This is a genomic window from Phytoactinopolyspora halophila (assembly GCF_003287285.1).
Lineage (GTDB): Bacteria > Actinomycetota > Actinomycetes > Jiangellales > Jiangellaceae > Phytoactinopolyspora_A > Phytoactinopolyspora_A halophila.
In genome coordinates this window covers 14,256-37,011 of the sequence record NZ_QMIG01000010.1, presented here as the reverse complement: position 1 = coordinate 37,011, position 22,756 = coordinate 14,256, and the positions used below count along the sequence as shown (strand labels likewise).

The 22,756-nt window shown below is 68.6% G+C and carries 23 protein-coding genes and 1 tRNA gene; 11 read left to right on the top strand and 13 right to left on the bottom strand.

The window, feature by feature from the left end; all coding sequences use genetic code 11:
• Positions 1-40 precede the first annotated feature (40 nt).
• Entirely contained in the window at positions 41-697 is a 657-nt protein-coding gene (locus DPM12_RS11435) for an ArsR/SmtB family transcription factor (RefSeq protein WP_112258455.1), read from the top strand.
• 114 nt (positions 698-811) lie between these two features.
• Here DPM12_RS11435 and DPM12_RS11430 read toward each other — a convergent pair whose 3' ends face one another.
• Positions 812-1,465 carry a hypothetical protein gene (locus tag DPM12_RS11430; protein WP_123788579.1) on the bottom strand — a complete coding sequence of 218 codons (654 nt, stop codon included), beginning with the start codon at positions 1,463-1,465 and terminating at the stop codon, positions 812-814.
• A 114-nt stretch (positions 1,466-1,579) separates the two neighbouring features.
• A tRNA-Lys gene (locus tag DPM12_RS11425) sits at positions 1,580-1,651 on the bottom strand.
• Positions 1,652-1,876: 225 nt separating this feature from the next.
• Between DPM12_RS11425 and DPM12_RS11420 the strand changes: the two genes are divergently transcribed.
• Genes DPM12_RS11420 through DPM12_RS11410 form a run of 3 tightly spaced genes read left to right on the top strand, consistent with a single transcriptional unit; the run spans position 1,877 to position 3,940 of the window.
• On the top strand, positions 1,877-2,836 hold the full coding sequence (locus DPM12_RS11420; RefSeq protein WP_112258453.1) for an ABC transporter ATP-binding protein: 960 nt from the start codon (positions 1,877-1,879) through the stop codon (positions 2,834-2,836).
• Complete coding sequence (locus tag DPM12_RS11415) at positions 2,836-3,687, top strand: ABC transporter permease (protein ID WP_112258452.1); 852 nt, start codon at positions 2,836-2,838, stop codon at positions 3,685-3,687. Before DPM12_RS11420 ends, DPM12_RS11415 begins: the two co-directional genes overlap by 1 nt.
• 13 nt (positions 3,688-3,700) lie before the next feature.
• A complete protein-coding gene (locus DPM12_RS11410; RefSeq protein WP_112258451.1) occupies positions 3,701-3,940 on the top strand; it encodes a helix-turn-helix transcriptional regulator in 240 nt (79 codons plus the stop codon).
• Here DPM12_RS11410 and DPM12_RS11405 read toward each other — a convergent pair.
• Both DPM12_RS11405 and DPM12_RS11400 read right to left on the bottom strand, forming a co-directional pair.
• Positions 3,937-4,722 carry an SDR family NAD(P)-dependent oxidoreductase gene (locus DPM12_RS11405; RefSeq protein WP_112258450.1) on the bottom strand — a complete coding sequence of 262 codons (786 nt, stop codon included), beginning with the start codon at positions 4,720-4,722 and terminating at the stop codon, positions 3,937-3,939. The two genes, DPM12_RS11410 and DPM12_RS11405, sit on opposite strands and share 4 nt — an antisense overlap.
• 1 nt (position 4,723) lies before the next feature.
• Positions 4,724-4,936 (bottom strand): PspC domain-containing protein, encoded by a 213-nt coding sequence (locus DPM12_RS11400; protein ID WP_112258548.1) that lies wholly within the window; start codon positions 4,934-4,936, stop codon positions 4,724-4,726.
• Positions 4,937-5,435: 499 nt separating this feature from the next.
• Between DPM12_RS11400 and DPM12_RS11390 the strand changes: the two genes are divergently transcribed.
• Positions 5,436-5,753, top strand: a complete 318-nt coding sequence (locus DPM12_RS11390) for a VOC family protein (protein ID WP_112258449.1) — start codon at positions 5,436-5,438, stop codon at positions 5,751-5,753.
• A gap of 21 nt (positions 5,754-5,774) precedes the next feature.
• Here DPM12_RS11390 and DPM12_RS11385 read toward each other — a convergent pair whose 3' ends face one another.
• The 9 genes from DPM12_RS11385 to DPM12_RS11345 all read right to left on the bottom strand — a co-directional run bounded on the left by DPM12_RS11385 (position 5,775) and on the right by DPM12_RS11345 (position 13,713).
• A complete protein-coding gene (locus DPM12_RS11385; protein ID WP_112258448.1) occupies positions 5,775-7,079 on the bottom strand; it encodes an ATP-grasp domain-containing protein in 1,305 nt (434 codons plus the stop codon).
• A 2-nt stretch (positions 7,080-7,081) separates the two neighbouring features.
• The gene (locus DPM12_RS11380) at positions 7,082-7,990 is read right to left on the bottom strand and encodes a nicotianamine synthase family protein (RefSeq protein WP_158542861.1); all 909 of its coding nucleotides are present in this window, start codon (positions 7,988-7,990) and stop codon (positions 7,082-7,084) included.
• 191 nt (positions 7,991-8,181) lie between these two features.
• Positions 8,182-8,571, bottom strand: coding sequence for a 4-carboxymuconolactone decarboxylase (pcaC, locus tag DPM12_RS11375; RefSeq protein WP_112258446.1), 390 nt, complete (start codon positions 8,569-8,571; stop codon positions 8,182-8,184).
• 6 nt (positions 8,572-8,577) lie between these two features.
• The gene (gene pcaD, locus DPM12_RS11370) at positions 8,578-9,393 is read right to left on the bottom strand and encodes a 3-oxoadipate enol-lactonase (RefSeq protein WP_112258445.1); all 816 of its coding nucleotides are present in this window, start codon (positions 9,391-9,393) and stop codon (positions 8,578-8,580) included.
• A 7-nt stretch (positions 9,394-9,400) separates the two neighbouring features.
• The gene (locus DPM12_RS11365) at positions 9,401-10,780 is read right to left on the bottom strand and encodes a lyase family protein (protein WP_112258444.1); all 1,380 of its coding nucleotides are present in this window, start codon (positions 10,778-10,780) and stop codon (positions 9,401-9,403) included.
• A complete protein-coding gene (gene pcaG / locus DPM12_RS11360; protein ID WP_211658830.1) occupies positions 10,777-11,367 on the bottom strand; it encodes a protocatechuate 3,4-dioxygenase subunit alpha in 591 nt (196 codons plus the stop codon). Before pcaG ends, DPM12_RS11365 begins: the two co-directional genes overlap by 4 nt.
• The gene (pcaH, locus tag DPM12_RS11355; RefSeq protein ID WP_112258442.1) at positions 11,360-12,091 is read right to left on the bottom strand and encodes a protocatechuate 3,4-dioxygenase subunit beta; all 732 of its coding nucleotides are present in this window, start codon (positions 12,089-12,091) and stop codon (positions 11,360-11,362) included. The genes pcaG and pcaH overlap by 8 nt, the downstream gene beginning before the upstream one ends.
• 42 nt (positions 12,092-12,133) lie before the next feature.
• Positions 12,134-12,913 carry a CoA-transferase subunit beta gene (locus DPM12_RS11350; protein ID WP_112258441.1) on the bottom strand — a complete coding sequence of 260 codons (780 nt, stop codon included), beginning with the start codon at positions 12,911-12,913 and terminating at the stop codon, positions 12,134-12,136.
• Positions 12,910-13,713, bottom strand: coding sequence for a CoA transferase subunit A (locus tag DPM12_RS11345; RefSeq protein ID WP_112258440.1), 804 nt, complete (start codon positions 13,711-13,713; stop codon positions 12,910-12,912). Before DPM12_RS11345 ends, DPM12_RS11350 begins: the two co-directional genes overlap by 4 nt.
• Positions 13,714-13,913: 200 nt before the next feature.
• Here DPM12_RS11345 and DPM12_RS11340 point away from each other — a divergent pair, with 200 nt between their 5' ends.
• From DPM12_RS11340 to DPM12_RS11315, 6 genes are all read left to right on the top strand, one after another.
• Positions 13,914-15,302: a diaminobutyrate--2-oxoglutarate transaminase family protein gene (locus tag DPM12_RS11340; protein ID WP_158542860.1), complete on the top strand. Its 1,389-nt coding sequence runs from the start codon at positions 13,914-13,916 to the stop codon at positions 15,300-15,302.
• Positions 15,299-16,864, top strand: coding sequence for a pyridoxal phosphate-dependent decarboxylase family protein (locus DPM12_RS11335; RefSeq protein ID WP_112258438.1), 1,566 nt, complete (start codon positions 15,299-15,301; stop codon positions 16,862-16,864). Before DPM12_RS11340 ends, DPM12_RS11335 begins: the two co-directional genes overlap by 4 nt.
• A complete protein-coding gene (locus tag DPM12_RS11330; protein WP_112258437.1) occupies positions 16,861-18,678 on the top strand; it encodes an IucA/IucC family protein in 1,818 nt (605 codons plus the stop codon). Before DPM12_RS11335 ends, DPM12_RS11330 begins: the two co-directional genes overlap by 4 nt.
• Positions 18,675-19,364 (top strand): GNAT family N-acetyltransferase, encoded by a 690-nt coding sequence (locus DPM12_RS11325; RefSeq protein WP_112258436.1) that lies wholly within the window; start codon positions 18,675-18,677, stop codon positions 19,362-19,364. The genes DPM12_RS11330 and DPM12_RS11325 overlap by 4 nt, the downstream gene beginning before the upstream one ends.
• Entirely contained in the window at positions 19,357-20,736 is a 1,380-nt protein-coding gene (locus DPM12_RS11320) for a lysine N(6)-hydroxylase/L-ornithine N(5)-oxygenase family protein (RefSeq protein WP_112258435.1), read from the top strand. The genes DPM12_RS11325 and DPM12_RS11320 overlap by 8 nt, the downstream gene beginning before the upstream one ends.
• A gap of 87 nt (positions 20,737-20,823) precedes the next feature.
• Positions 20,824-22,671, top strand: coding sequence for an IucA/IucC family protein (locus tag DPM12_RS11315; protein WP_112258434.1), 1,848 nt, complete (start codon positions 20,824-20,826; stop codon positions 22,669-22,671).
• Positions 22,672-22,756 lie beyond the last annotated feature (85 nt).

The window sequence follows — 22,756 nt, the reverse complement described above, 5'->3', positions numbered from 1 at the left end:
TAGTTCCTATACACTATTCCATAGAAGATTGGAGAAATCGATGGGTGACCGAGATGCCAAGGCAGCGTTGTTCGACCAGTTCGCCCGCGTGGGCAAGGCACTGGGTAGCGGGAAACGCCTGGAGCTGCTGGACCTCCTGGCGCAGGGCGAGCGGACCGTCGAGTCGCTGGCGCGCGCCGCGGAGCTCGGGCTGACCACGGCGTCAGCGCACCTGCAAACCCTCAAACAAGCCAATCTGGTGGCCACCCGCAAGGAGGGCACCAAGGTGTACTACCGCCTGGCGGGCACCGACGTCGCGGCGCTCTACACGCTGCTGCGCCAGGTGGCCAACGCGCATCTCTCCGACGTCGAAAATGCCCGGGCCGCCTATCTCGGCCCGGACACCGAGCAGGTCAGCCGCGAGGACCTGCTGCGCCGCGCCCGCGACGGGGACGTCATGGTGCTCGATGTGCGCCCACACGAAGAGTATGTGGCGGGCCACATCCCCGGCGCGATCTCCGTACCGGTGGACCAACTGGCCGACAAGCTCGCCGAGCTGCCCGTCGATCAAGAGATCGTCGCGTACTGCCGCGGCGCCTACTGCGTCATGGCACACGAGGCGGTTCGCCTGCTGACCGCGCACGGGCGCGACGCTCGCCGCCTGGCCGACGGGATGCTCGAATGGCGCCTGGCCGAGCTACCCGTGGCGACGGCGTAGCCGCGCTCCCAAACCACATCTGCCTGGTGACGAATCATCGCCGCCGGCATCGGTCCTCCACCAGCATTCTTGCCTGCCGTCCGCTTTGAAGGCCGGGTGGGTTCGTCGTCATTGCTATCGGGGTGGAAAATCGTCAACAGTCAGCTTCCCGGCGCGAGTTTCGACGGTTGCCGCGGATCGAGGTATCGGCGGCGCGTTCGGATCACTGACCACGAGATTCTGCGATTTGCGTTGCCAGCCTGTGCTCTCGGCGACAGCGTCGGCGAACCCGTCGGGAACGAGGTGAGCTTCGCTGCTCGGCTCATCCGCGCGACCCGCGGTCCATAGAGTCAACCCGCGGCGTTCGAACCGCTCGCTCGTCGTGCACGTTTGCCCGCCTTTGGGCGTGGCGGTGTCCAGCGCCGTAATCAGGCAGATGCTTCCCTCTTTGTCGATCGTGACCCAGTGCGTGGCATCTTCAGTTCGTCCCACCAGGCGTGACGTGCTGGTCTCGATGCCTTCGGCATGTGACCCTGGCAACTCGTCCTGGGATTTCTGCGCTGACAACAAGGCGGAGATCGGAAACTCTTCAAGCGACCACTGCGCCGGGCCATGAACGCCTTGCTCAGCCGCTACCTTGGCAGCCGCCTGCACGTCGCCCGCTGCCTTGGCATCCGCCCGCGTGTCGCCCGTGTTCGCCGTCAGGGTCATGACAGCTAGGGATCCCAACACGATTGCTGCGAAGAGGCCAGCGGCTGCGCAGTAACCCTGCTTGCGACTCAACGCCATACTGGAAAGATAAATCGAGCATCCTCCGACGTGAGATCTGGGCCTCGGTGGGTCTTCCGCCCTGCCGGTATGCGAACGCTGGACTTACGGGGCTGAACATGCAGTTCAGAGCGGTGGGCCCCCAGGGACTCGAACCCTGAACCTACGGATTAAAAGTCCGCAGCTCTGCCATTGAGCTAGAGGCCCTGAAAACAGGCTACCTGAGGCTAGCCCGAGCAATAGGGCACGGCCCAGCCATGACCGGGCCGGGCTGATGGCCCACCTCTACCGTGCGGCCACGTGACGACATCCTACTCACGTGCAGATCTGTGCCATATGCCCAGGCGAGCGAAGCCGCTCTCGCGTAGATGTAGTACTTGTGCTATTTTTCGTAGTCAACGATATTTCTTCAATACAAGGAGCTTTGTTCAGATGACTGCGGCGACAGCCCCCGCTCCGGCGGCAGAGACCCCCGACGGCGGGGCCGTCATCGACGTTCGCGGGCTCCGGATGCGGTACGGCACCATGGATGTGATCACGGGAGTGAACTTCTCGGTCCATCGCGGCGAGGTCATCGCCCTCCTCGGCCCGAACGGCGCTGGCAAGACCACCACCATCGAGATCCTGGAAGGCTTCCGGATCCGGTCGGCCGGCGACGTCCGCGTCCTCGGCACCGAACCCGCCACGGGAGATGAACGATGGCGCGCCCGGCTCGGCATCGTGCTCCAATCCTGGCGTGATCACGCCCGCTGGCGCGTGCGTGATCTCCTTGATCACCTGGGCCGGTACTATGCCCCGTTCGCCACGCCGGGCCGGCCACGTCCGATAGAGACCGACAAGCTGATCGCCATGGTGGGCCTGACGGAACACGCCAACAGGCGGATCTCCACGCTCTCGGGCGGGCAGCGCCGGCGTCTCGACGTCGCGATCGGCATCGTCGGCCGGCCCGACGTGCTATTCCTCGACGAGCCGACCGCAGGGCTCGACCCGCACGCCCGCCACGACTTCCACGATCTCTTACATCGGCTGTCCGACTTCGACGACACGACCATCCTGTTCACCACGCACGATCTCAACGAGGCCGAGAAGATGGCGGATCGGATCCTGATCCTCGCCGACGGCCGGATCGTCGCCGACGGCAGCGCCGAGCAGCTCGCCCGGCGCGTATCCGGACAGGCCGAAGTGCGCTGGAGTCAGGACGGCGAGTTCCTCGTGCACTCCACCGACGACGCCACCGCGTTCGTCCGGGAGTTGTTCGCCGAGCACGGCGACGAAATCGGCGATCTCGAGGTGCGGCGCACGAGCCTGGAAGACACGTACATGGCTCTGGTGCATCGGCTCGAGACGGGGCAGAGCGGCGGGGACGTGGTCCCCTTCAAAAGGACGGCCTGATGAACGCTACGGTCCACGGGATTCAGCTCGGCTTCCTACGAGGCGTGATCGAGCTCCGGAACTCCCTGCGAACCTGGGACGAGTGGGGCAACAACATCTTCGTCGCGCTCGCGTTCGCCGTCGTCCTCTACTTCCAGCGAGACACCATCCTCGACGAGGCCACGGTCGCCCTCGCCACTGTCGCGCTACCCAGCATGCTCGGAACGATGGTGGTCCTCGGCGGAGTCAGCGGGACCGCCAGCATACTCGCCTTCGAACGCGAGGACGGCACCTTGCTGCGCGCGAAAGCCGTGCCCCACGGCATGGTCGGCTACCTCATATCCAAGATCATGCACTCCGCCGGCCTGATGGTCGTCACCATCACGGTCGTCTTAGTGGCTGGCCTGATCTTGGTACCGGAGATCTTGTCGACCAGCACGGTCGGCTGGCTGATGGCGGCCGGAATTCTCATACTCGGCTTGCTCGCGACACTGCCCTGGGGAGCGGTCATCGGGTCGTTGGTCAAGAGTCCACAGATGGCCTTCGGGCTCAGTGCCCTGCCGGTCGGCGGGCTCGCCGCGATTTCCGGTATCTTCTACCCGATCACGGCCCTTGCCGGCTGGGTTCAGGCGATCGCCCAGGCTTTCCCGGTGTATTGGCTCGGCCACGGGATGCGGGCCGCGCTGGTACCAGAGGCCGAAGCGGCCGAGATCGGAGGATCCTGGAGGTATGTGGAGATGCTCGGCGTCCTCGGCGCCTGGACGATCGTGGGGCTGCTCCTCGCGCCTCCCATCCTGCGCCGCATGGCGCGTCGGGAGTCCGGTTCGGCGGTCGAGGAGCGCCGCCATGCAGCCATGCAGCGATACAGCTGACGAGAGGACAGCATTGAGCGAAACCGTCTACAACCGGATCACGATGTTGCGCGCCGAGCGGGGAATCTCCCGGCGAGAGCTCGCCGACGCGCTGGGCGTGCACTACCAGACGGTAGGTTACCTGGAACGCGGCGAATACAGTCCCAGCCTGTACCTGGCGCTGCGAATCGCCGAGTATTTCGAGGTCCCGGTCGAGGTCGTCTTCTCCACGCGGCCATTTCCCCGGCTGGGTTCGGCCGAGCGCTCGGCCTAGCCTTGTTCACTCTCCCGGCTCAGACGGATCGGCGGATACGCCTGCGCCGCCAATCCCCCGTCGACCTCGAGCACCGTTCCGGTGACGTACGCGGCGTCGGCGCTGCACAACCATTGAACGGCCCGGGCAACGTGGTGGGGATCGCCGCACCCGCTGGCCGGCACTCGTGCGGCGATTTCCCGCTGCATGGCCTCCTGCTCATCGGCTCCGGCTGGCCACCCAGGTGACGTCTGGATGAACCCTGGCGCCACCGCGTTGACCCGCACACCGTGATCGGCGGCATCGAGCGCCATCGCTTTCGTCATCGCGGTCAACCCGCCCTTGGCCGCGCCATAGGCGGCATGCCCCGGAAGCAGGCGCGTGCCATGGATCGATGTGACGTTGACGATGGCGCCACCCGGCTTGTGCAGCAGCGGCCAGCACACCTGGCTGACGAGAAACGGGCCTTTGAGATCGACGTCGACGACGCGCTCCCACTCGCCTTCGGCCATGTCGAAGAACGGCGCTGGATACCCGATTCCCGCATTGTTCACGACCACGTCCAGCGCCCCGGTCCGGCTGTGGATCTGCTCGGCCATCGCCGCCACCGACGAGTGGCTTGCCACGTCGACGACCAGCGAGGTCGTCAATGCTCCCGCTGACCGGAGCCCATCCGCGTGCTTCTCGACCCCGTCTGCGTCGACATCGGCGAGGAACACGGTCGCGCCCTCGTCCGCGAACGTCGTGGCGATGGCCGCCCCGATGCCATGAGCAGCGCCGGTAACAAGGACCGCGCGAGTCATCTCAGCTCTCGTTTGGCATGACGACCCACAAGACGATGTACACGAGGAGGCTGGATGGCGGCAAGATTGCCAGCACGATAAACAGGAGGCGGAAGGCCATCACCGACGTGCCGAAACGCCTGGCCAACCCCGCGCAGACACCCGCGATGATCCGTCCTTCTCGCGGCCGCGCCAGACCGCTCCGACCGCTGCGTCCGTATCCATAAGTGCTCATGAGCCTCACGTTACGCCCGCGACAGGCCTCGACGCGTCCCACTTGCGCATGGTCGATCCCGGATTTGGCCTCCGGGTCACCCTGAACTCCGACGATCCGGCATACAGTGTCGAGACCGGCACTCCTGCCCTCCGGATCACCGAGTCGCGCACGACCGCGACCACGTGCCAATCGACGCGTACACGTTGACAGCCCTCGCGGGCTACGGGATCGTCTTGCATCTCACCCGGGCGACGCGCTGATCGCCGCCCCTTGTCGATCAGCCGTCGAACACCTTGGCCAGCGCTGCCCTTCCATCGGCCGCGAACGGCACGTCCTGAATCGATCCGAGCGCCACCGCGACGGCGATCGCCAGCGACGGGGTGAAGTTGACCGGACGCGGTCCGGCCTCGTGGCCCCGCTCGGCGCAGGTCCTCGGTTAGCGCATACCGGCGGTCGGTGCGATTCATCGCCCGGTTCACCTCCGGCGCGCGGCGAGTGCCGAAACAGTGACAGAACGGTGTCACCGAGCACGGATGCCCACGACATCCCCGCAGAGCTGCGGTATCAGGCACGCACCATCATCGACACCAAGGGCAGCCGTCCCGACATCTCCTTCCTGGCCGTGCCCGAGACGAAGACAGTGAAGAACCGGGTACATCTGGACGTCCGGGTCGGGCGTGCCTTTCCACGCGAGGAACGGCACGCCCGTCAGGACGCCGAGGCACGGCGACTCGTCGCTGCCGGTGCGACGCTGATCGGCCGGGTGGACACCCCCGACGGCACGTCACATCTCGTCCTGCGCGACGTCGAAGGCAACGAGTTCTGCGTGACGTGATGGGGGATCACAGTACGTGCCCTAGGCCAGACCGCTCGGGATGCCGAGGGGCGAGGCCGTCGCCCCGTCGTCGAAGTGCAATTCCAGCCCGCGCACCGCCTGCTCGGCATAGGCCCGCGCTCGCCGCCCGTCCGGGTCGACGGTGAGGACGTGGCCGAGGTAGGCGTCATTGTCCTGGGGCCTGCGCACCGGCCCGGAGCGAAGCATGGACCACCGCCACACCCGCGGGTCCGTCTGCAGCCGGTCCGAACCCGCAACGTACTCGACTACCCCGTCGCGCGGTGACATCACGAAGAACACCGCGGCGCTGCCCGCCGTACCGTCGGCCGCGGATGCAGCCGCCGCGAGATCGGGCATGCGGCCGAGTGCCAGGTCAACGAGCATGTCAAGGGGATGCACGCCGGCCACCAGGTGAACGAGATCGAAGATATAACCGCCACCCTGGCGCGGGTTGATCTCTATGATCCGGGGGCCGTCGGCGGTAAGTGCCACCTCGGTGTGGCTGAGTCCGTACGTGTAGCCGATGGCCGCGAGCGCGTCGGCAACCAGCGCCTCGATCTCGCGTGCGCGGCTCGGATCGAGCCGCGCGGGAAACATGTGTCCCGACTCCACTCGCGCCGGGGCCGCCGTGACGCTCTTGTCCGTGATGCCGATGACGGACGTCGTGCCCTCGTACGTGACGGCCTCGACACTGACCTCTTGCCCCTTCAGCGGTTCTTCGAGCAGCAGAAGGCGCTGCAGTGGTTGACCCCGCGTGTTGCGTTCGATGCCAGCGACATGCCAGAACGCATCTTTCAGCGCACCCTCGCTCTCGATCAGCTCGACGGCCGTTCCGGCGTTCAGATCAACCGGCTTGCCGATCAGCGGTAGTCCGAGACGGGCCGCCGCGCCGCGAGCATCCTGCCAGCTGTCGACGGCCGCGAACGCCGGGTTCGGCAGGCCGGCAGCCGCGAGCGCCGCCCGAACACGATGCTTCTGCGTGGCCGTGCGCATCACCTCGGCAGGGGCACCGGGAAGCCCCAGATCGTTCGCGGCCGCGGCGGCTGCCTCCAGATAGTAGTCGCAGGTCGTGAGGGCGCCGTCCACGCGCAGACGCTGGTCGACGGTGCGTGCCGCATGCCTGACGGCATCAAGATCGTTGGTGTCCGCCACGACGATCTCGGCCGCGTTCTCGACGACCGGATGCGGCCGATCGCCGTCGAGCGGGGCGTAGATCGACGGATCCCTGGTGAGCAGCACGTACTCGTGCCCCATGTCTCGAATGATCGGCGGCAAGCATATCCCGGTCGAGCGCAGCCAGCTTTCGATCATAAGCAGCGTCGCCACCCTCACGCCTCCGATCCGGGGCGAGGTACGGGAACGGCACCACGACGGGGAATCTGCGCCACGATCACGGAGTTGATCACCTCGCCGTCGGGATGGATGACGGTCCGCACGTCGAACTCGTCGAGCAGCGTGCGTTCGACCTCCGGGTAGAGCAGCATTCGCATCCCGCGGGCGCTGCGGATCAACAGCGTCGCGCCGGGAGCCATCGAACGCGCGAGATGCGCGAGGACACCGGCCTTCTCCTCCCCCGTCGCGCCGACCAGCGCAGCGAGGACGACGACGTCGTAGCCCGACAGGTCCACCCGGCCGGCGCCCTCATGCACGATGCGCAGGTGGGACAGGCCCAACGCGCGCGCCAGCCGACGTGCTGTCGTGACCGCGACCGGATCTCGATCGATGCCGTCGACGGCCGCACCGAGCTCGCGGGCCAGCAGGAACGCACTCATCGGCAGCGGCCCGGATCCGACGAAGGCCAGAGAACGCACGGGGTGGTCGACGGCCCGCGCCACGGCGCCGGCTTCCATCCGGGCGAGTAGCCGATAGTTGCTCAGGTACGGGAACTGGGACAACGTCAGGCTCGGATCGTCGCTGCCGCCGATGCGGCGCGCCCAGGCCAGCTCGAGCTCGGTCTCGCCGGTGGCACACAGCTCGCGCAACCGGGGCGCCAGGGAACTCACCCGGACGTCGTCGAACGCCCGAACGGCCAGCTCGTCGGGCGTACTCAGTACGAGATGGACAAGCTGATGGAACAGGGCATCGACATGCGCGCCCGGACGCAGATCAGCGCGCGCCTCAAGACCGTGGTAGATGGCGCTCAGGCGCCTGGCGACGTCGTCGACGGCGGGAGCCGCCAGGGACACGTCCCGGGGCGCGGCGATGGACGCGGATTCGGCGGTTTCCAGGAGCGTCACACGACCACCCGGCCCGCGTATCCAAGGCGCCATTGCGACAGGGCAGCACCGGAGCGATCACGTCGTGGCCCCGCAGCCACACCAATCCGGGCAAACCACGCAATTTCGATTATGAGATTCATGTTCATCAGGCGCCATCATGCCACGCCGCGATCGATCCCGTGTGGCATTCTGCCGAAGTGTTGCGGCCGTTACGCGTCGATGCGGCCCTCGTCCACCAGAACGTCCCGGGCGACCGCGAACGCCCGATTGGCCGCCGGCACGCCCGCGTAGATGGCCACCTGGAGCAGCACCTCGCGAATCTCGTCCACCGTCAGGCCATTCCGAAGTGCGGCCCGGACGTGCATGGCCAGCTCGGCGTCATGGTGCAAGGTAGCCAACATCGCCACCGTGATGCAGCTACGTGCCCGCCGATCGAGCCCGGGACGTGCCCAGATCTCGCCCCAGGCGTAGCGGGTGATCAGATCCTGGAAGTCGGCCGTGAACTCGCTCGCCTGCCGGGTCGCCCGGTCGACGTGCGCATCACCCAGGACGGCACGGCGCACCTGCATCCCGGAGTCGTATCTGTTCTGCTCGTCCATCGCTCCTCAGTTCGGCTCGGATCGAAGGTGATCGAGTATCAGCTGCCCCACCCGGTCGGGACGTTCCACGCTTGCCAGGTGAGCCGCGCCCTCGACGACCTCCAGGCGGGCGGGCGTGCCCGCGTTCGCGATGCCCTCGCTGATCGTGCGTGCATGATCGACCGGTGTCGCCGGATCCTCGGCTCCCGCGATCACCAGAGTCGGTGCCGCGATCCGCGGCAGGAGTGGCCGCAGATCCATCGTCGCTATCGCCGCGCAACACCCGGCATACCCCTCGGCGGGGGTCTCCAGCAGCTGCGTGTACAGGGTGTTCGCCTGCGACGTCGACGAAAAGGCAGGCGTGAACCAACGCGACCGGGCAGCTGGCAAGGCCGCGTCCGTTCCACGGGCACGGACCATCGACGCGCGTTCGTACCACGCGTCGGCAGGTGGCATGTGTGCCGAGGAACAGACCACGGCCAGGCGCTCGACCCGTTCGGGCAGCGTGGCGGCGCAGTGCAAGGCGAGCATGCCACCCAGTGACAGGCCCGCGAGGTGGGCCCGGTCCACCTGCAGCTCGTCAAGCAGCGCAACGAGCTCGGCAGTGAGCTGGTCGAGCGTGTACGGCCCGGGCGGAACGGCCGACGAACCGTGACCGAGGTGGTCGTAACGCACAACCCGAAACGACTCGCAGAACGTGCGCAGCTGGGGCTCCCACATGTGCCGGGTCGTTCCGAGGGAACTGCCCAGGACCAGCACCGGCGCATCGTCGGGCCCGTGCACGTCGTAGGCGAGCCCGCCCCTCCGACCCCTCCGATGATCATGAACACTACTCGTCCTCATAGGTCGATTAGTGTTCATGATCATCGGAGGGGTCGGAGCGGCGGGAGGGGCCAGCGGCATGGGAGGCGTGGCGATGGAGATGGCGGTCGACGAGAGCTCCAGCGGAGCCGAGCCAGCTCGCCGGGTCCAGGCGAGCGACCAGCTCCTCCTCGCTCAGCGCGTCCGCTATGGCCGGATCCCGCCGCAGCGCCACGACGAGATCCCGGCCACCCGCCGGCGCCTCGGCCAGAGCCTCCCGCACCGCCTCGTGCGCACCCGCGCGTCCCAGCACTGGGACGAGCACGGAGGCCAGCGCCTCGGACATCACCCCCGGCCCGGCCGCCCGCACGTGCTGCCGCATGGCAGCCGTATCGACCGACAACTCCGCCAGGATCGACGCGACACCGGCGGCCGCTCCCCCAGCGAGCCGGACCAGCTCCCGCAACGCCGGCCATTCCGCATGCCACGAGCCCGTAGCCCGCTCCTGCTCGTGGACCCCGCTGCCGAGAAGCGTCGCCACGAGGCCGGGAGCTCGGCGCGCGGCCGCCAGCACGAGCACCGACGTGACCGGGTTCTGCTTGTGCGGCATGGCCGACGAACCGCCACGGCCACCCTCGGCGAGCTCGGCACCCGGGCCCGATGACTGCCCGACGACGTCGGCGGCCACCTTCCCGCAGGCGGTCACTGTCGTGGCGAGCGCCGTCCCCAGCGCGTGTATGCGGGACCGCTCGGTATGCCAGGGCGTCGCCGGCGCGGCCAGACCCAGTTCGCTGGCAACATGATCCATCATGTCGAGCCCCCGGCCGGCCTGGCCCGCAAGCGTTCCGGCTGCCCCGCCGAGCTGGACCGCCAGCACGTCGTCGTGCAACCGCTCCAGGCCAGCATACGCCGCGTCGATTCCGGCTAGCCAACATGCTGCACGCAGGCCGAACGTCGTCGGTTGTGCGGGCTGGCCCAGAGTGCGGGCGAGCATGAGAGTGTCCCGGTGAGACTCCGCCCACGCGGCGGCCGCATCTCCCGCGCGTGCCAGGTGTGCGCGCAGCGGTATCAGGGCGCGACGCACCAGCAGCATCAACGCGGTGTCCAGGACATCCTGGCTCGTCGCCCCCGGGTGCACGGCGGGCTGCGCCGCGAGCGGCACGGATGCGGCCAGCTCGCGGACCAGCGGAACGACCGGATTACCGGCCTGCACGGACTCGCGGCCCAGATCACCGGCGTCGATGTCGAGTTCGGCAGCCGCGCGTGCCACCGCCTCGGCGGCCTCCGGGGACACGAGGCCCGCCCCCGAGGCGGCCCGGGCAAGTGCGACCTCGACGTCGAGCATCGCCCGGACGAGTGCGGCATCCCCGAGCTCGGTGTCGACCGACGGCGCGCCGTCGAGCCATTCGAGCATCCCGTTGCCGGTCATAGCGCGAAGAACACCGTTTCACGATCACCTTGCAGCCAGATGTCGAACCGGAAGCCGTCACCGTCCGGCGCCGCGATCAAGGTGTGCCGGCGCTCCTCCGGCACGGCGCACAGCACCGGATCGGTGTGGTTGGCATCATCACCGGGAAAGTAGATCCGGGTGACGACGCGATCCAGCAAGCCACGTCCGAGCACGGACACGTTCACGTGTGGCGCCTCGGTGCTGCCGTCCGGGCAGGGTAGCGAGCCCGGCCGGACGGTGTGCACGGCGTAGCGGCCGTCCTCATCCGTCGGGCATCGCCCGAATCCCCGGAAGCCTTCCACCTGGCTACGAGCCGAACCGCGCGGATCGTCCGGGTGGTCGAACCGTCCCTCCGGGTCGGCTTGCCAGGTTTCCACCACGGCGTCCGGGATCGGCACTCCGTCACCGTCGTACACGGTCCCGGTGATCCACACGGCTCCTGGCGTGCCTTCGGGAACGACGTGCGGACCGTCCGGCCACGGCAGGCCAACGTGCAGGAACGGGCCGACCGTCTGGGAGGGCGTCAGGCCCCGGCGTTCCGGCACCATGGCGCGTGGTTCAGTCATCGTCGTCCTCCTCGAAGACGCTGGCATGCTGCCCACGCAGGATAATGTCGAACCGGAAGCCCAGGGCCCATTGCGACTGCGTCGCGTCATGATCGTAGCCAGCTATCATCCGCTCGCGCGCCTTCTCGTCACGCACCGAGTTGAAGATCGGGTCCCGGGAGAACAGCGGGTCGTCGGGAAAGTACATCTGGGTGACCAGCCGCTGGGTGAATGCCCGCCCGAACAGCGAGAAGTGGATGTGCGCCGGGCGCCAGGCATTGTCGTGATTACGCCACGGGTACGCGCCCGGCTTGATGGTGACGAACCGGTAGTACCCGTCGGCGTCGGTGAGGCAGCGGCCGACGCCCGTGAAGTTCGGGTCCAGCGGAGCGGGCCAGTTGTCCCGCGCATGCCGGTATCGCCCGCTCGCGTTGGCCTGCCATATTTCGACGAGCGTCTGCGGCACCGCGCGACCGTCCTCTTCGAGGACCTGGCCATGCACGATGATTCGCTGACCTAGTGGTTCCGCGGCATGCTGGCGGGTCAGGTCGTGGTCGAGCGGTCCGACCCGGCCGTCGCCCAGCACCGGACCGGTGATCTCGGTCAACCGCTGGGGCAGCAGCACCAGGGGCTCGTGCGGATGCCGCCGCGCCGTGGAGCGGTACTCCGGACTGTCGAGTGGCGGATGGACACCTTCCGGCGGCGGATACCACGGCACGGTGGCGCCGCTCCACGTTCGCGTCATGACACTCCTTCCAAGACCACGGCCAATCCCCCGATCGACACATCAGGCATCGCTCGGCTTCCCTGTCGCGTTCTCGAGCTGGCGCAGCATGCCCAGCTCGACGTCGCTGGGCGCCGGGGTGGTACGAAGATCGGCGGCGACGGCTACCTCCCAGCCGGTGGCGGCGCGAACGTCGTCGATGTCGACGCCCGGATGCACCTCGGTGAGGACCAGCTCGCCCGTGTCGGGATCGGGACACAGCACCCCGAGGTCAGTGATGACCTTGGTCGGGCCGGCTCCCCTCAGGCCCAGAGTCGCGCGCGCACCTGGGCCGGTGCCATGTCCGACCGACGTGACGAAATCCAGCTGCTCCACGAACGTGCGCGTGTTCTGTGACACCACCACGAACACCTCGCGGCAGGACGCCGCGATTTCCGGCGCACCACCGGCGCCCGGAAGCCGGACCTTGGGCTCCGCGTAATCGCCAATCACCGTGGTGTTGATATTGGCGAACCGGTCGATCTGAGCCGCTCCCAGGAAGCCGATGTCGATCCTGCCGGGTTGCAGCCAATAGTTGAACACCTCCGGGACGCTGATGACCGCCTCGGCGGTTTCCGCCAGGACACCGTCACCGATCGAGAGGGGCAGATGCTCCGGTCTCGCCCCCACCGCCCCGGATTCGTAGATCAATGCGAGGTGTGGCGCGTGGATCCGGCGAGCGAGGTTCGCCGCCGTGGAGGGAAGTCCGATGCCCACGAAACAGGACGTGCCGTCACGCAGGACACGTGCCGCCGCGACCGCCATCATCTCCTGCGTGCTGTATGAGAGACCGTCGCACGTCATGCGAACACCTTTTGCCTCAGCCAGGCGTCAAAACTCTCACGATCCCGGCTGATGGCATCCCAGCTCTGGTAGTGGGCATTGTCCCGCTCCGAATAGCCCTGCGCATACGACGGGTGCGCGCCGCCAGGAACCTCCGCGACGTACCCGAGCGCCCACCCCGGCAAGACCACGGCGCCTGGCATCGGCGTCAGCTCGTCGACGACCTCCTCGACCGTCACGATGCTGCGCGATGCCGCCAGGACCGCTTCCTTTTGCACGCCGATCAGGCCCCAGAGCTGGACGTTCCCGGACCGGTCGGCCCGCTGCGCATGGACGATCGCGACATCGGGATTCAAAGCCGGGACCGCCGCGAGCTGCTCGCCCGTGAACGGGCAGGTGACCTGTTTGATGGTTGACGTCACGCTGGGCAGATCGGTTCCGGCATAGCCACGCAGGACCGCGAACGGCAGGCCCGAGGCACCCGCCACGTAGCGGTTGGCCATGCCGGCATGGCTGTGCTCCTCCAGCTCGAGCGGTACCGGCCAGCCGTTTTCCACCGCATCGCGGAACCGGTGCAGCGACCCGACGCCGGGATTGCCTCCCCAGGAAAAGACCAACTTGCGCGCGCATCCGGCGCCGATCAGCTGGTCGTACACGATGTCCGGTGTCATCCGCACGAGCGTGAGGTCGCGCAGCCCTCGACGGATGATCTCGCGTCCCGCCGCGACCGGAATCAGGTGCGTAAACCCCTCCAGCGCCACGGTATCGCCGTCGTGGACCGCCTCCTGGACGGCCTCACCCAACGAAACCAGCTCTGCCACCGAAACTCCCGCCACGTTGTTCGCATTACGCACTTCTGTTCTTTATTCGAACGTACCGTTCGCCCGATGAGCGTGTCAAACCTCATGGATCGCGCCGAATCACTTGCGGCGGCACCCCTCAGTGAGTAAGGCTAGCCTCAGCTTCATTAGGCATGCCTAATCAAAGTCAGCACCTATTCCCAGTATCACGAAGGAAGCCCGTGACACAGCTCGAAGCACTCGCGCCGACCGGAACTCCGGCCGCAGAGAACCTGCCCACGCACGATCCACTAGCACCCGACGCGCCCACCCGGGAGTCGTCGGCACGCTCCTACCCCGCCCGATTACCGATCACCCTTACGTGGGGCCGCGGCGCACGCGTCCGCGACACCGGGGGAGACGAATACATCGACTGCCTGGCCGGAGCCGGTGCGCTCGCCCTCGGCCACCATCACCCTGCCGTGGACGAAGCCATACGTGCCGCCCTCGACAGCGGCTCGCCCCTCTCCACCCTCGACCTCGCCACACCCGTGCGGGAACGGTTCATCGAGCAACTGTTCAGCGTGTTGCCCGCGCCCCTACGCGCCGAGGGGCGGGTCCTGTTCTGCGGCCCCAGCGGCGCCGATGCCGTCGAAGCCGCCGTCAAACTCGCCCGCACCGCCACCGGGCGCAGCGGAGTCGTCGCCTTCGGAGGCGGGTACCACGGCATGACTCAGGCCACGCTGGCACTCACCGGCCGCCGATCCGCCAAGGAGCCCCTCGGAGCCCTGCTACCGGAAGTTCATCACCTGCCGTTCCCGAGGCCGTATCGCTCACCGTTCGGACCGGTCGATGCCGCCACCGATGCCGATCTGGCCGCACGCCTCGTCGCCTGGGCCCTGCACGACGACTACAGCGGCATCGCCGCGCCGGCCGCCGCCGTGGCCGAACCGGTCCAGGGCGAAGGCGGGGTACATCCCATGCCCGCGTCGTTCGCCACCGCCCTGCGAGCCCACTGCCGGCAGGCCGGCACGGTGCTCGTCGCGGACGAAGTGCAGACCGGTCTCGGGCGCACGGGCACGCTGTGGGCGAGCGAACCGATCGGGCTCGATCCGGACATCCTCGTCCTGTCCAAGGCCGTGGGCGGTGGCATGCCGCTCGCGGTGATCGTTCACCGTGGTGCCCTGGACGCGTGGCAGCCCGGCGCACACGCCGGCACGTTCCGCGGCTCGACACTCGCGCTCGCCGCCGGTGCAGCCACGATCCGCGAGGTGGTGCAGGGCGGCCTGCACCAACGGGCGGCCGAACTCGGCGAGCGGTTGACCGCGGGCCTGCGCGCTGCCGCCGACGATCCGCGTGTCGGCGACGTGCGCGGTCGCGGCCTGATGGTGGGTGTCGAGCTGGTCGACCCGGAGGTGACCGAGGACGGCGTTCCCGTACCCGATGGCGATCTCGCCGCCGCCGTGCAGAGCGAGATGCTCCGCCGCGGCGTGATCACCGAGGCGGGCGGGACACGCGATGCCGTCGTGCGGTTCCTTCCCCCGCTCGTAATCAGCGACGAGGAGATCGACCGCGTCGTCGACACGTTCGTGGCCGCACTCGCTGCCGTACCGAAAGGCGGCACGGCATGACGGCAGCGAACGAGGCAACCGCGCACGCCCGCGCGACGGCCGATTTCCTCGACGGCAGCGCCGCAGCCAACGCCGCGCTGAGCGAAGCCGTCGCCCTGATGCTCGACACGCTCGCCACACACGAGGGGCGCCGGCCATGTCCCGCACGGAGCCCGGACGAGCTACGCGCGCGGGTAACCGCAATCGACCCGATCCCCGAGGACGGCGCCCCGCTCGCCGACGTGCTCGCCGACGTGGGCGAGGTGCTGCTGGCCCACGGAGTGCGGCTCGCCGACCCGTGGTGCGCAGCGCACCTGCACCCGCCCGTGCTGATTCCGGCCGCGGCCACCGAACTCGCCATCGGTGTGTCGAACCAGTCGATGGACTCCTACGACCAGGCTCCAGCCGCGACATTCGCCGAGGACCATCTCGTCCACTCGCTCGCCCGCCTGCTGGGCCTGGCCGGATCGTCGCCGGAACCGAGCGGCGTGCTGACCGCCGGCGGCACATCGTCCAACCTCCTCGGGCTGCTGCTGGCGCGCGAACACGCCCACCGGGAAGCGGCGGGAAGCGCCGTCGGCGTCAGCTCCCGCGGCCTGCCGGAAAACGCCGGAGCCTGGCGCGTCCTCGCCTCCGACGGGGCACACGCCAGCGTGCGCCAGGCCACGGCAGTTCTCGGGCTGGGCCGCGACGCCGTCGTGCCCGTGGCCACCGGCCCCACCGGCGCGATGGATATCGACGCTCTCGACGATGCCTGGCGGCGGCTCACCGACGCCGGGCAATCGGCGATCGCCGTCGTCGGGACGGCGGGAACCACCGACTCCGGCGCGATCGACCCGCTCGACGAGCTCGCTGACCGCACCACGGCTCACGGGGCCTGGTTCCACGTCGATGCTGCCGTCGGTGCCGGACTCGCCCTCAGCGACCGGCAACGTTCCCGGCTGCGAGGCATCGAGCGGGCCGACTCCATCACCGCCGATCTGCACAAGCTGTGGTGGCAGCCGATCGGCGCCAGCGCGCTGCTCGTGCGCGATGCCGCCAGCCTGCGCGGCGTGCGCGAGCCCGCCGACTACCTCAACCGGCACGACGACGGTGACGTGCTCAACCTCGTGGAACGCTCGCTGGACACGTCCCGGAGATTCGACGCGCTCAAGGTGCTCGTGTCGGTCCGCGCCACGGGACGGCGCACGCTCGGAGGCTACGTCGACCACCTCGTCGATCTGGCCACGCAGGCAGGCACGCTCGTCGACACCCACCCGGATCTGGAGCTCGTCGCCGCGCCCCAGACGGTGACGGTGCTGTTCCGCTGCCGGCCCGCAAGTACGGCCTCCCTCGACGGCGGGCACATCCAGGACGCCAGCGACGACGAGCACGTGGACGCCCTCAACACCCGCGTACAGCGTGACCTCCTCGCGCGCGGGCGCGCGGTGATCGGCCGAACCCGGTGGCGCGGCCGGGTCGCTCTCAAACTCACGCTGGTCAATCCACTGGCAACCACTGCCGACATCGCCGCCCTGCTCGACACCGTGGCCGCGGCGGGACGCAGCAGCCAGCTCGCCGAACACGAGGAGGTCGCCGGATGAGACACGCTGCCGAGCACGCCAGCATCCGCGCCCTGCTCAACTGCTGGATACGTGAAACACCGCGCTGGTCGCTAGAAACCCGGCCCGATGAGGGCACCGTTCTCACCGTTCCCCTGCCCCGCTGGAACGCGCACATCGAGGCGCCGGTGTCGCGGGTCTCGGCCACGTTCCGGCACGAGCTCGCCCTACCGGCGTGGCTCATCGTGGCCGGCCAGCAGGCCCGGCCAGTCACCCTGGCCACGCTCGCCACGCTGCTGGCAGACGAGCTCGACGGCACGGTTTCCGGGAGCGACGGGGCCGGCGGGAGCGACAGCGCTGACGGGGGCGGCGAGCCTGACAGCGCCGACGAGCCTGATGGGGGCAACGCCTTGCTGCGCCGGATCCTCGACAGTTCGGCCGCCATCTCCGGGCACCTGCACGCCCGCGCCGGCGAGATCGACCGGCTGTGGAGCGCCGACCCGCTCCCCTTCGGCGCCAGCGAGCAGGCGCTGTTGCTCGGGCACATGTGCCACCCGACGCCCAAGAGTCGTGGTGAGATGACCGAGACGCAGCGCCAGCTCTACTCGCCGGAGCTCGCGGGACGGTTCCCGTTGCGTTGGCTCGCCGTCGAACCCGATCTCGTCCGGCATGCCAGCGCCACTGGCACCCCCGCTCCCGAACTGGCCAAGCAGCTCCTGCGTACCGATCCGTCGACCGACGTGGCCGCCCTCGACGCCATGACCGGAGCCGTCGGCGAGCGGATCATCCTCCCGGCGCATCCCTTCGAGGCCGACCGGCTCGCCGCCGATCCGGCCACGGCGCACCTGTTCGCGACCGAAGCCGTCGTCGATCTCGGCACCTTCGGTTCGCCCTACCTTCCGACCACGTCGGTACGCACGGTCTACCGGCCGGACGCGGCCTGGCAGCTGAAGTTCTCGCTGCACGTGCGCGTCACCAACTCGATGCGGGTGACCCTGCCGAAGGAGCTGGACCGCGCGGTCGAATCGGCGATGCTGGCACGCACCTCACTCGGCGAGCAGGTGGCCGCCCTCGCACCGCACTTCACCCTGCTGCAGGATCCCGCGTATCTGACCGTCACGTCCGGCGGGGACGTCCAGGACGGATTCTCCGTGCTGTTGCGAGAGAACCGGTGGACACGCGACGGTCCCGGCGACGTCAGCGCGCTGACCACGCTGTGCCAGGATCATCCCGCCGGTGGCGACAGCCGTCTGATCGCCATCGTCGACGCGATCGCGCGACGCGAGCGGCGCAGCGCGAGCGACGTAGCACGCGAGTGGTTCGCTCGCTATGGCGACGTCGTCATCCGTTCCCTGATCCGGCTCTACCTCGATGCCGGGCTGTGCGTCGAGGCGCACCAGCAGAACACGCTCGTCGAGCTCGATCGTGGCTGGCCGGTGCACGGGGTCTATCGCGACAGCCAGGGCTACTTCCACCGCGAGGCGGCTCACGACGACGTCACCCGGCTGCTTCCCGGCCTGGGCGAGGCCACGGAGTCGATCTTTCCCGAGTCGCTCGCCGACGAGCGGCTGGCCTATTACATGTTCGTCAACGCGGCACTGGGCGTGATCAACGCTCTCGGTCCTCGCGTCGGCGAGGAGGTCCTGCTGGCCGACCTGCGAGATCTGCTGATCGGGGAACGCAAACGTGGTGGACGGTACCCGGCGACGCTGCTGGACCGGCTACTCGACGATGCGCAGTGGCCCTGCAAGGCCAACCTGCTCACCCGGGTGAACGGCATGGACGAGCTGGTCGGCGACATATCCCAGCAGTCCGTCTACGTGACGCTTCCCAATCCGTTGAGGGAGAGCCCATGACGACGCACACCCCTGCCGATCCGTCCGCTCCCCTTCCCCGCGTCCCGGCGCATGACGACCCGGCAGTACGCACCGGGCCGGCGCCGTGGACGGCCACCGTTGCCGGCTCGGCCGTGACGCTGGCTGCCCTTCCAGCCCGCGCCGACGAACACGGCGAGCTCGTCCACGACTGGATGAACCGTGCACACGTCGCGCCCTGGTGGCAACTCGACCGTTCGCTCGACGAGATCCGTGCCTATCTGACGGGGCTCACACACCTGCAGCCCTGGATCGTCTACGCCGACGGCCGCCCGTTCGGCTACGTCGAGACCTACCGCGCCGTGGAGGACGATCTCGCGTCGTACTACGCGGCACGCCCGGGCGACGTCGGGTGGCACCTGCTCATCGGCCCGGAAGACGTGCTCGGTTCCGGACTGGCCCGGCTGCTCGGGCACGCCTTTCTCGCCTACCTGTTCACGCGCGGAGACCGGGTGGTCTGCGAGCCCGACGTGCGCAACGCGCGGATGCACGCTTTCTGCCGCCGCCTCGGGTTCGAAGCCATGGCCGAGATCGGCCTTCCGGACAAGCGCGCCCTGCTCATGAGCTGCTCCCGGCAGGCATACGCAGAACTCTTCCCGGCCGGCACCGCCGTGATCGGTAACGCGCACGGCCAGTGGAACGGTCAGGGGGTGAACACCGATGCGTGACACCGAGGAGGGGCCGGTACGCGTGACCCGTACGGATCTGGCCAACAAGTCGGACGGCACGGCCAACGTCGACGTCGTCGGCGTCGGGCTTGGCCCGTTCAACTTGGGGCTCGCCGCCCTGCTCGAACCGGTGGAGGACGTCTCCGCGATCTTCTTCGAGGCCGAGCCGGACTTCGCGTGGCATCCCGGTCTCATGCTGACCGGCACCACGCTCCAGGTGCCGTTCCTGGCCGATCTCGTCACGCTGGCCGATCCGACCAGCCGGTACTCGTTCCTCAACTACCTGCACGAACACGACCGGCTTTACCGGTTCTACTTCTACGAGCGCTTCCACGTCCCGCGCCAGGAGTACGACGCCTACGCCCGCTGGGTGGCGCACGGCCTCCCGACGTGCCGGTTCGGGCACCGGGTGGAGAGCGTGACGCCGGACGGCTCCGGAGCGTGGACCGTACGGGTGCGCTCCGCTCACGGTGCCCACACGTACCGTGCCCGTTCGGTCGTCTTCGGAGTCGGCAGCCGCCCCTACGTTCCGCCGGTGGGCCAGGACCTGCTCGGCGACGACCTCTTCCATGCCGCCGACTACCTCACGATGCGCGGCAAGGCCATCGAGGCCGAGGCGGTCACCGTCGTCGGATCGGGACAGAGCGCCGGAGAGATCGTGGCCGACCTCCTGGAAACCGGCATCCACACCGGGCAGCGGCTCGACTGGTTCACGCGAAGCTCCGGATTCTTTCCCATGGAGTACTCGAAGCTGGGACTGGAACACTTCTCCCCCGAATACACGACGTACTTCCACTCCCTGCCAGCCTCGACCCGCGACCGCGTGCGTGCCGGACAGGACCTGCTTTACAAGGGCCTGTCCGAACAGACCAGCGAGCGCATCTACGACCTGCTGTACACGGCGACGATCGACCGGCCCGACCCGCCCGTCACGTACGTCGCCGGGTGCGAGCTGCAGGACGTGCAGCCGTCGCCGACACCGGGACGGCAATGGCGGCTGACCTGGCACCACGTCGACGAAGACCGCACCGTGGCGCGGGACACCGACGTGGTGATCTTCGCCACGGGGTACCGGCCCGCGCCGCTACCCGTACCGGATGGCCTGATCCAGCGGGACGAGTACGGACGGCCCGACGTGAGCCGGGACTACCGGCTACGCCTCGACGGCCAGCCGCCGCACCCGTCGTCGCTGTTCACCCAGAACGCCGAGCTGCACACCCACGGCGTCGGCACGCCGGACCTCGGCCTCGGTGCCTACCGCAACTCCGTCATCGTAAACGCCCTCGCCGGACGCGAGATCTACCACGTGCCCGAGCGCACGGTTTTCCAGCGCTTCGGAACGGCCGCACTCGATGACGAGACGCGCCACTGACGGCACGGGCCGGGGCCGTGCCTCCCCGCCTCGAACCATCAGCCACATCCGGCCCTCCCGGGCCGCCCAACAACTTACGGAGGAACCATGGACGACCCTGCGCGAGACATCTCCGGCTGGCTCGACTCCACGACCTGGACACGCGCCAACCGCGAGCTCGTCGCCAAGGCGCTCACCGAGCTCATGTACGAAGAGGTCATCACGCCCGACATCGACGATGCCGGTCAGCTCGCCGTCGAGCTTCCGGGCGGCACCCTGACCGGGCGAGCAACATACCGGACGCTGGGCTGGTGGCGCGTATGGCCGGGGTCGCTGGCATGGACGCCGAGCGGAACCGGCTCGGATGCCACGACGGGCGCAGGGCGTACTCCGCAGGACGTTCCCGACGCCGCCGATCTCGTCGCGCGCATCCTGGCCCGGCACGGAGTCGGAGCATCCACCGTCGCCGGCGTCGTCGCCGAGCTGGCCGCGACACTGATGTCCGACGCGTGGCAGCTCGCGCGCGGGCAGGCGGCGGCGAAACTGCTGGACCTGCCACCGGTGTTCGTGGAGTCCGAGCTGCGCGGACATCCCTGGATCATCGCCAACAAGGGACGGATCGGCTTCGGCGCCGACGACGTGCTGTCATACGGGCCAGAAGCCGGCACGGACGTCACCCTGCTCTGGCTGGCGGCGGATCCACAGATCGCCGATGTCCGGAACGCTGCCGGGCTCGACCATCAGGGCGTCGTGCGTGAGCAGGTCGGAGAGCACGAGTTCGCCCGGATGCGCGAGCGCGCCGCACAGGCCGGGCTCGACCCGGACACGTGTGTTTACCTGCCCGTACATCCGTGGCAGTGGAGTCACCGCATCCTGGCGCTGCACGCCGGAGAGCTGGCCCGGCGATCCCTGGTCCCGCTCGGTGAGAGCGGTGCCCGCTACCGTCCCCAGCTGGCCATCCGCACCCTGACAGATGTGGAACACCCCGAGCGGCGCTACCTCAAGCTGCCGCTGTCCGTACTGAACACGTCGGTCTACCGGGGACTGCCGCGCGAGCGCGCGCTGGCCGCTCCCGCGCTGACCGAGTGGCTGGCGCAGGTGGTCGCCACCGATGGATTCCTGCAGGAAACCGGGATCGTGTTGCTGGGCGAGGTGGCATCGGTCAGCGTGGCCCATCCCACGTACGAGGCCGTGCCGGACGTGCCCTACCAGCACACCGAGATGCTGGGCGCGATCTGGCGCGAACCGGTGGACCCGTACGTGCGTGCTGGCGAGCAGGCGGTATCGCTGGCCGCCTTGCTGCACGTCGATCCCGAGGGCAAACCGTTCGTGCAGGAGCTGATCCGGCGTAGCGGCCTGCAAGCAAACGAGTGGGCCAGCCGGCTGCACGGCATCGTGCTCCCGCCACTGCTGCACATGCTCTACCAGTACGGCGTGATGTTCTCACCACACGGGCAGAACTGCATGCTCGTGCACCGGGACGGGGTGCCGGTGCGGCTCGTCGTCAAGGACTTCGTGGACGATCTCGCGATCTGCTCCGAGCGGCTACCCGAGCACGATGGGATCGACGCACACGTGCACGACGCCCTGGAAGACGTGACGATCGAAGCGAAGACCCTGGTGAAGTACCTGCAGAACGGGCTGTTGATCTGCGTCTACCGGTACCTCGCCGAGATCATGGACGACGCCCTGGGGCTGCCGGAGGGCAACTTCTGGGCGTCGGCCCGCGCCGAGCTGGCCGCTTACCAGCAGCGCTTCGGCGCCGAGCTGTCCGATCGGTTCGCGCTGTTCGATCTGGAAACGCCGACGTTCCCCAAGCTCTGCCTCAACCGGCTGCGGCTGTTCGAGCGCGGCTACGCCGACGATCCGGAACGCCCCGTCATCGCGGCGGCCGGTGAGGTCTGGAACCCGCTGGCCCGGCGCCGAGATACGGCGCCGAGTGAAGAACACGCGTGAGGGCGACGACGCGGTCCCGGGATCCTGACGTCGGTCTGCAATGGCGACTTCGATGCCGAAACGTGCGAAAAAGCCACCAGATCGG

What these genes read in the sequence shown, in the direction of transcription:
- DPM12_RS11435 (WP_112258455.1), top strand. Translation starts at nt 41, where the DNA reads ATGGGTGACCGAGATGCCAAGGCAGCGTTGTTCGACCAGTTCGCCCGC.
- DPM12_RS11430 (WP_123788579.1), bottom strand. Translation starts at nt 1,465, where the DNA reads ATGGCGTTGAGTCGCAAGCAGGGTTACTGCGCAGCCGCTGGCCTCTTC.
- DPM12_RS11420 (WP_112258453.1), top strand. Translation starts at nt 1,877, where the DNA reads ATGACTGCGGCGACAGCCCCCGCTCCGGCGGCAGAGACCCCCGACGGC.
- DPM12_RS11415 (WP_112258452.1), top strand. Translation starts at nt 2,836, where the DNA reads ATGAACGCTACGGTCCACGGGATTCAGCTCGGCTTCCTACGAGGCGTG.
- DPM12_RS11405 (WP_112258450.1), bottom strand. Translation starts at nt 4,722, where the DNA reads ATGACTCGCGCGGTCCTTGTTACCGGCGCTGCTCATGGCATCGGGGCG.
- DPM12_RS11400 (WP_112258548.1), bottom strand. Translation starts at nt 4,936, where the DNA reads ATGAGCACTTATGGATACGGACGCAGCGGTCGGAGCGGTCTGGCGCGG.
- pcaC (WP_112258446.1), bottom strand. Translation starts at nt 8,571, where the DNA reads ATGGACGAGCAGAACAGATACGACTCCGGGATGCAGGTGCGCCGTGCC.
- pcaD (WP_112258445.1), bottom strand. Translation starts at nt 9,393, where the DNA reads ATGAGGACGAGTAGTGTTCATGATCATCGGAGGGGTCGGAGGGGCGGG.
- DPM12_RS11365 (WP_112258444.1), bottom strand. Translation starts at nt 10,780, where the DNA reads ATGACCGGCAACGGGATGCTCGAATGGCTCGACGGCGCGCCGTCGGTC.
- pcaG (WP_211658830.1), bottom strand. Translation starts at nt 11,367, where the DNA reads ATGACTGAACCACGCGCCATGGTGCCGGAACGCCGGGGCCTGACGCCC.
- pcaH (WP_112258442.1), bottom strand. Translation starts at nt 12,091, where the DNA reads ATGACGCGAACGTGGAGCGGCGCCACCGTGCCGTGGTATCCGCCGCCG.
- DPM12_RS11350 (WP_112258441.1), bottom strand. Translation starts at nt 12,913, where the DNA reads ATGACGTGCGACGGTCTCTCATACAGCACGCAGGAGATGATGGCGGTC.
- DPM12_RS11335 (WP_112258438.1), top strand. Translation starts at nt 15,299, where the DNA reads ATGACGGCAGCGAACGAGGCAACCGCGCACGCCCGCGCGACGGCCGAT.
- DPM12_RS11330 (WP_112258437.1), top strand. Translation starts at nt 16,861, where the DNA reads ATGAGACACGCTGCCGAGCACGCCAGCATCCGCGCCCTGCTCAACTGC.
- DPM12_RS11325 (WP_112258436.1), top strand. Translation starts at nt 18,675, where the DNA reads ATGACGACGCACACCCCTGCCGATCCGTCCGCTCCCCTTCCCCGCGTC.
- DPM12_RS11320 (WP_112258435.1), top strand. Translation starts at nt 19,357, where the DNA reads ATGCGTGACACCGAGGAGGGGCCGGTACGCGTGACCCGTACGGATCTG.
- DPM12_RS11315 (WP_112258434.1), top strand. Translation starts at nt 20,824, where the DNA reads ATGGACGACCCTGCGCGAGACATCTCCGGCTGGCTCGACTCCACGACC.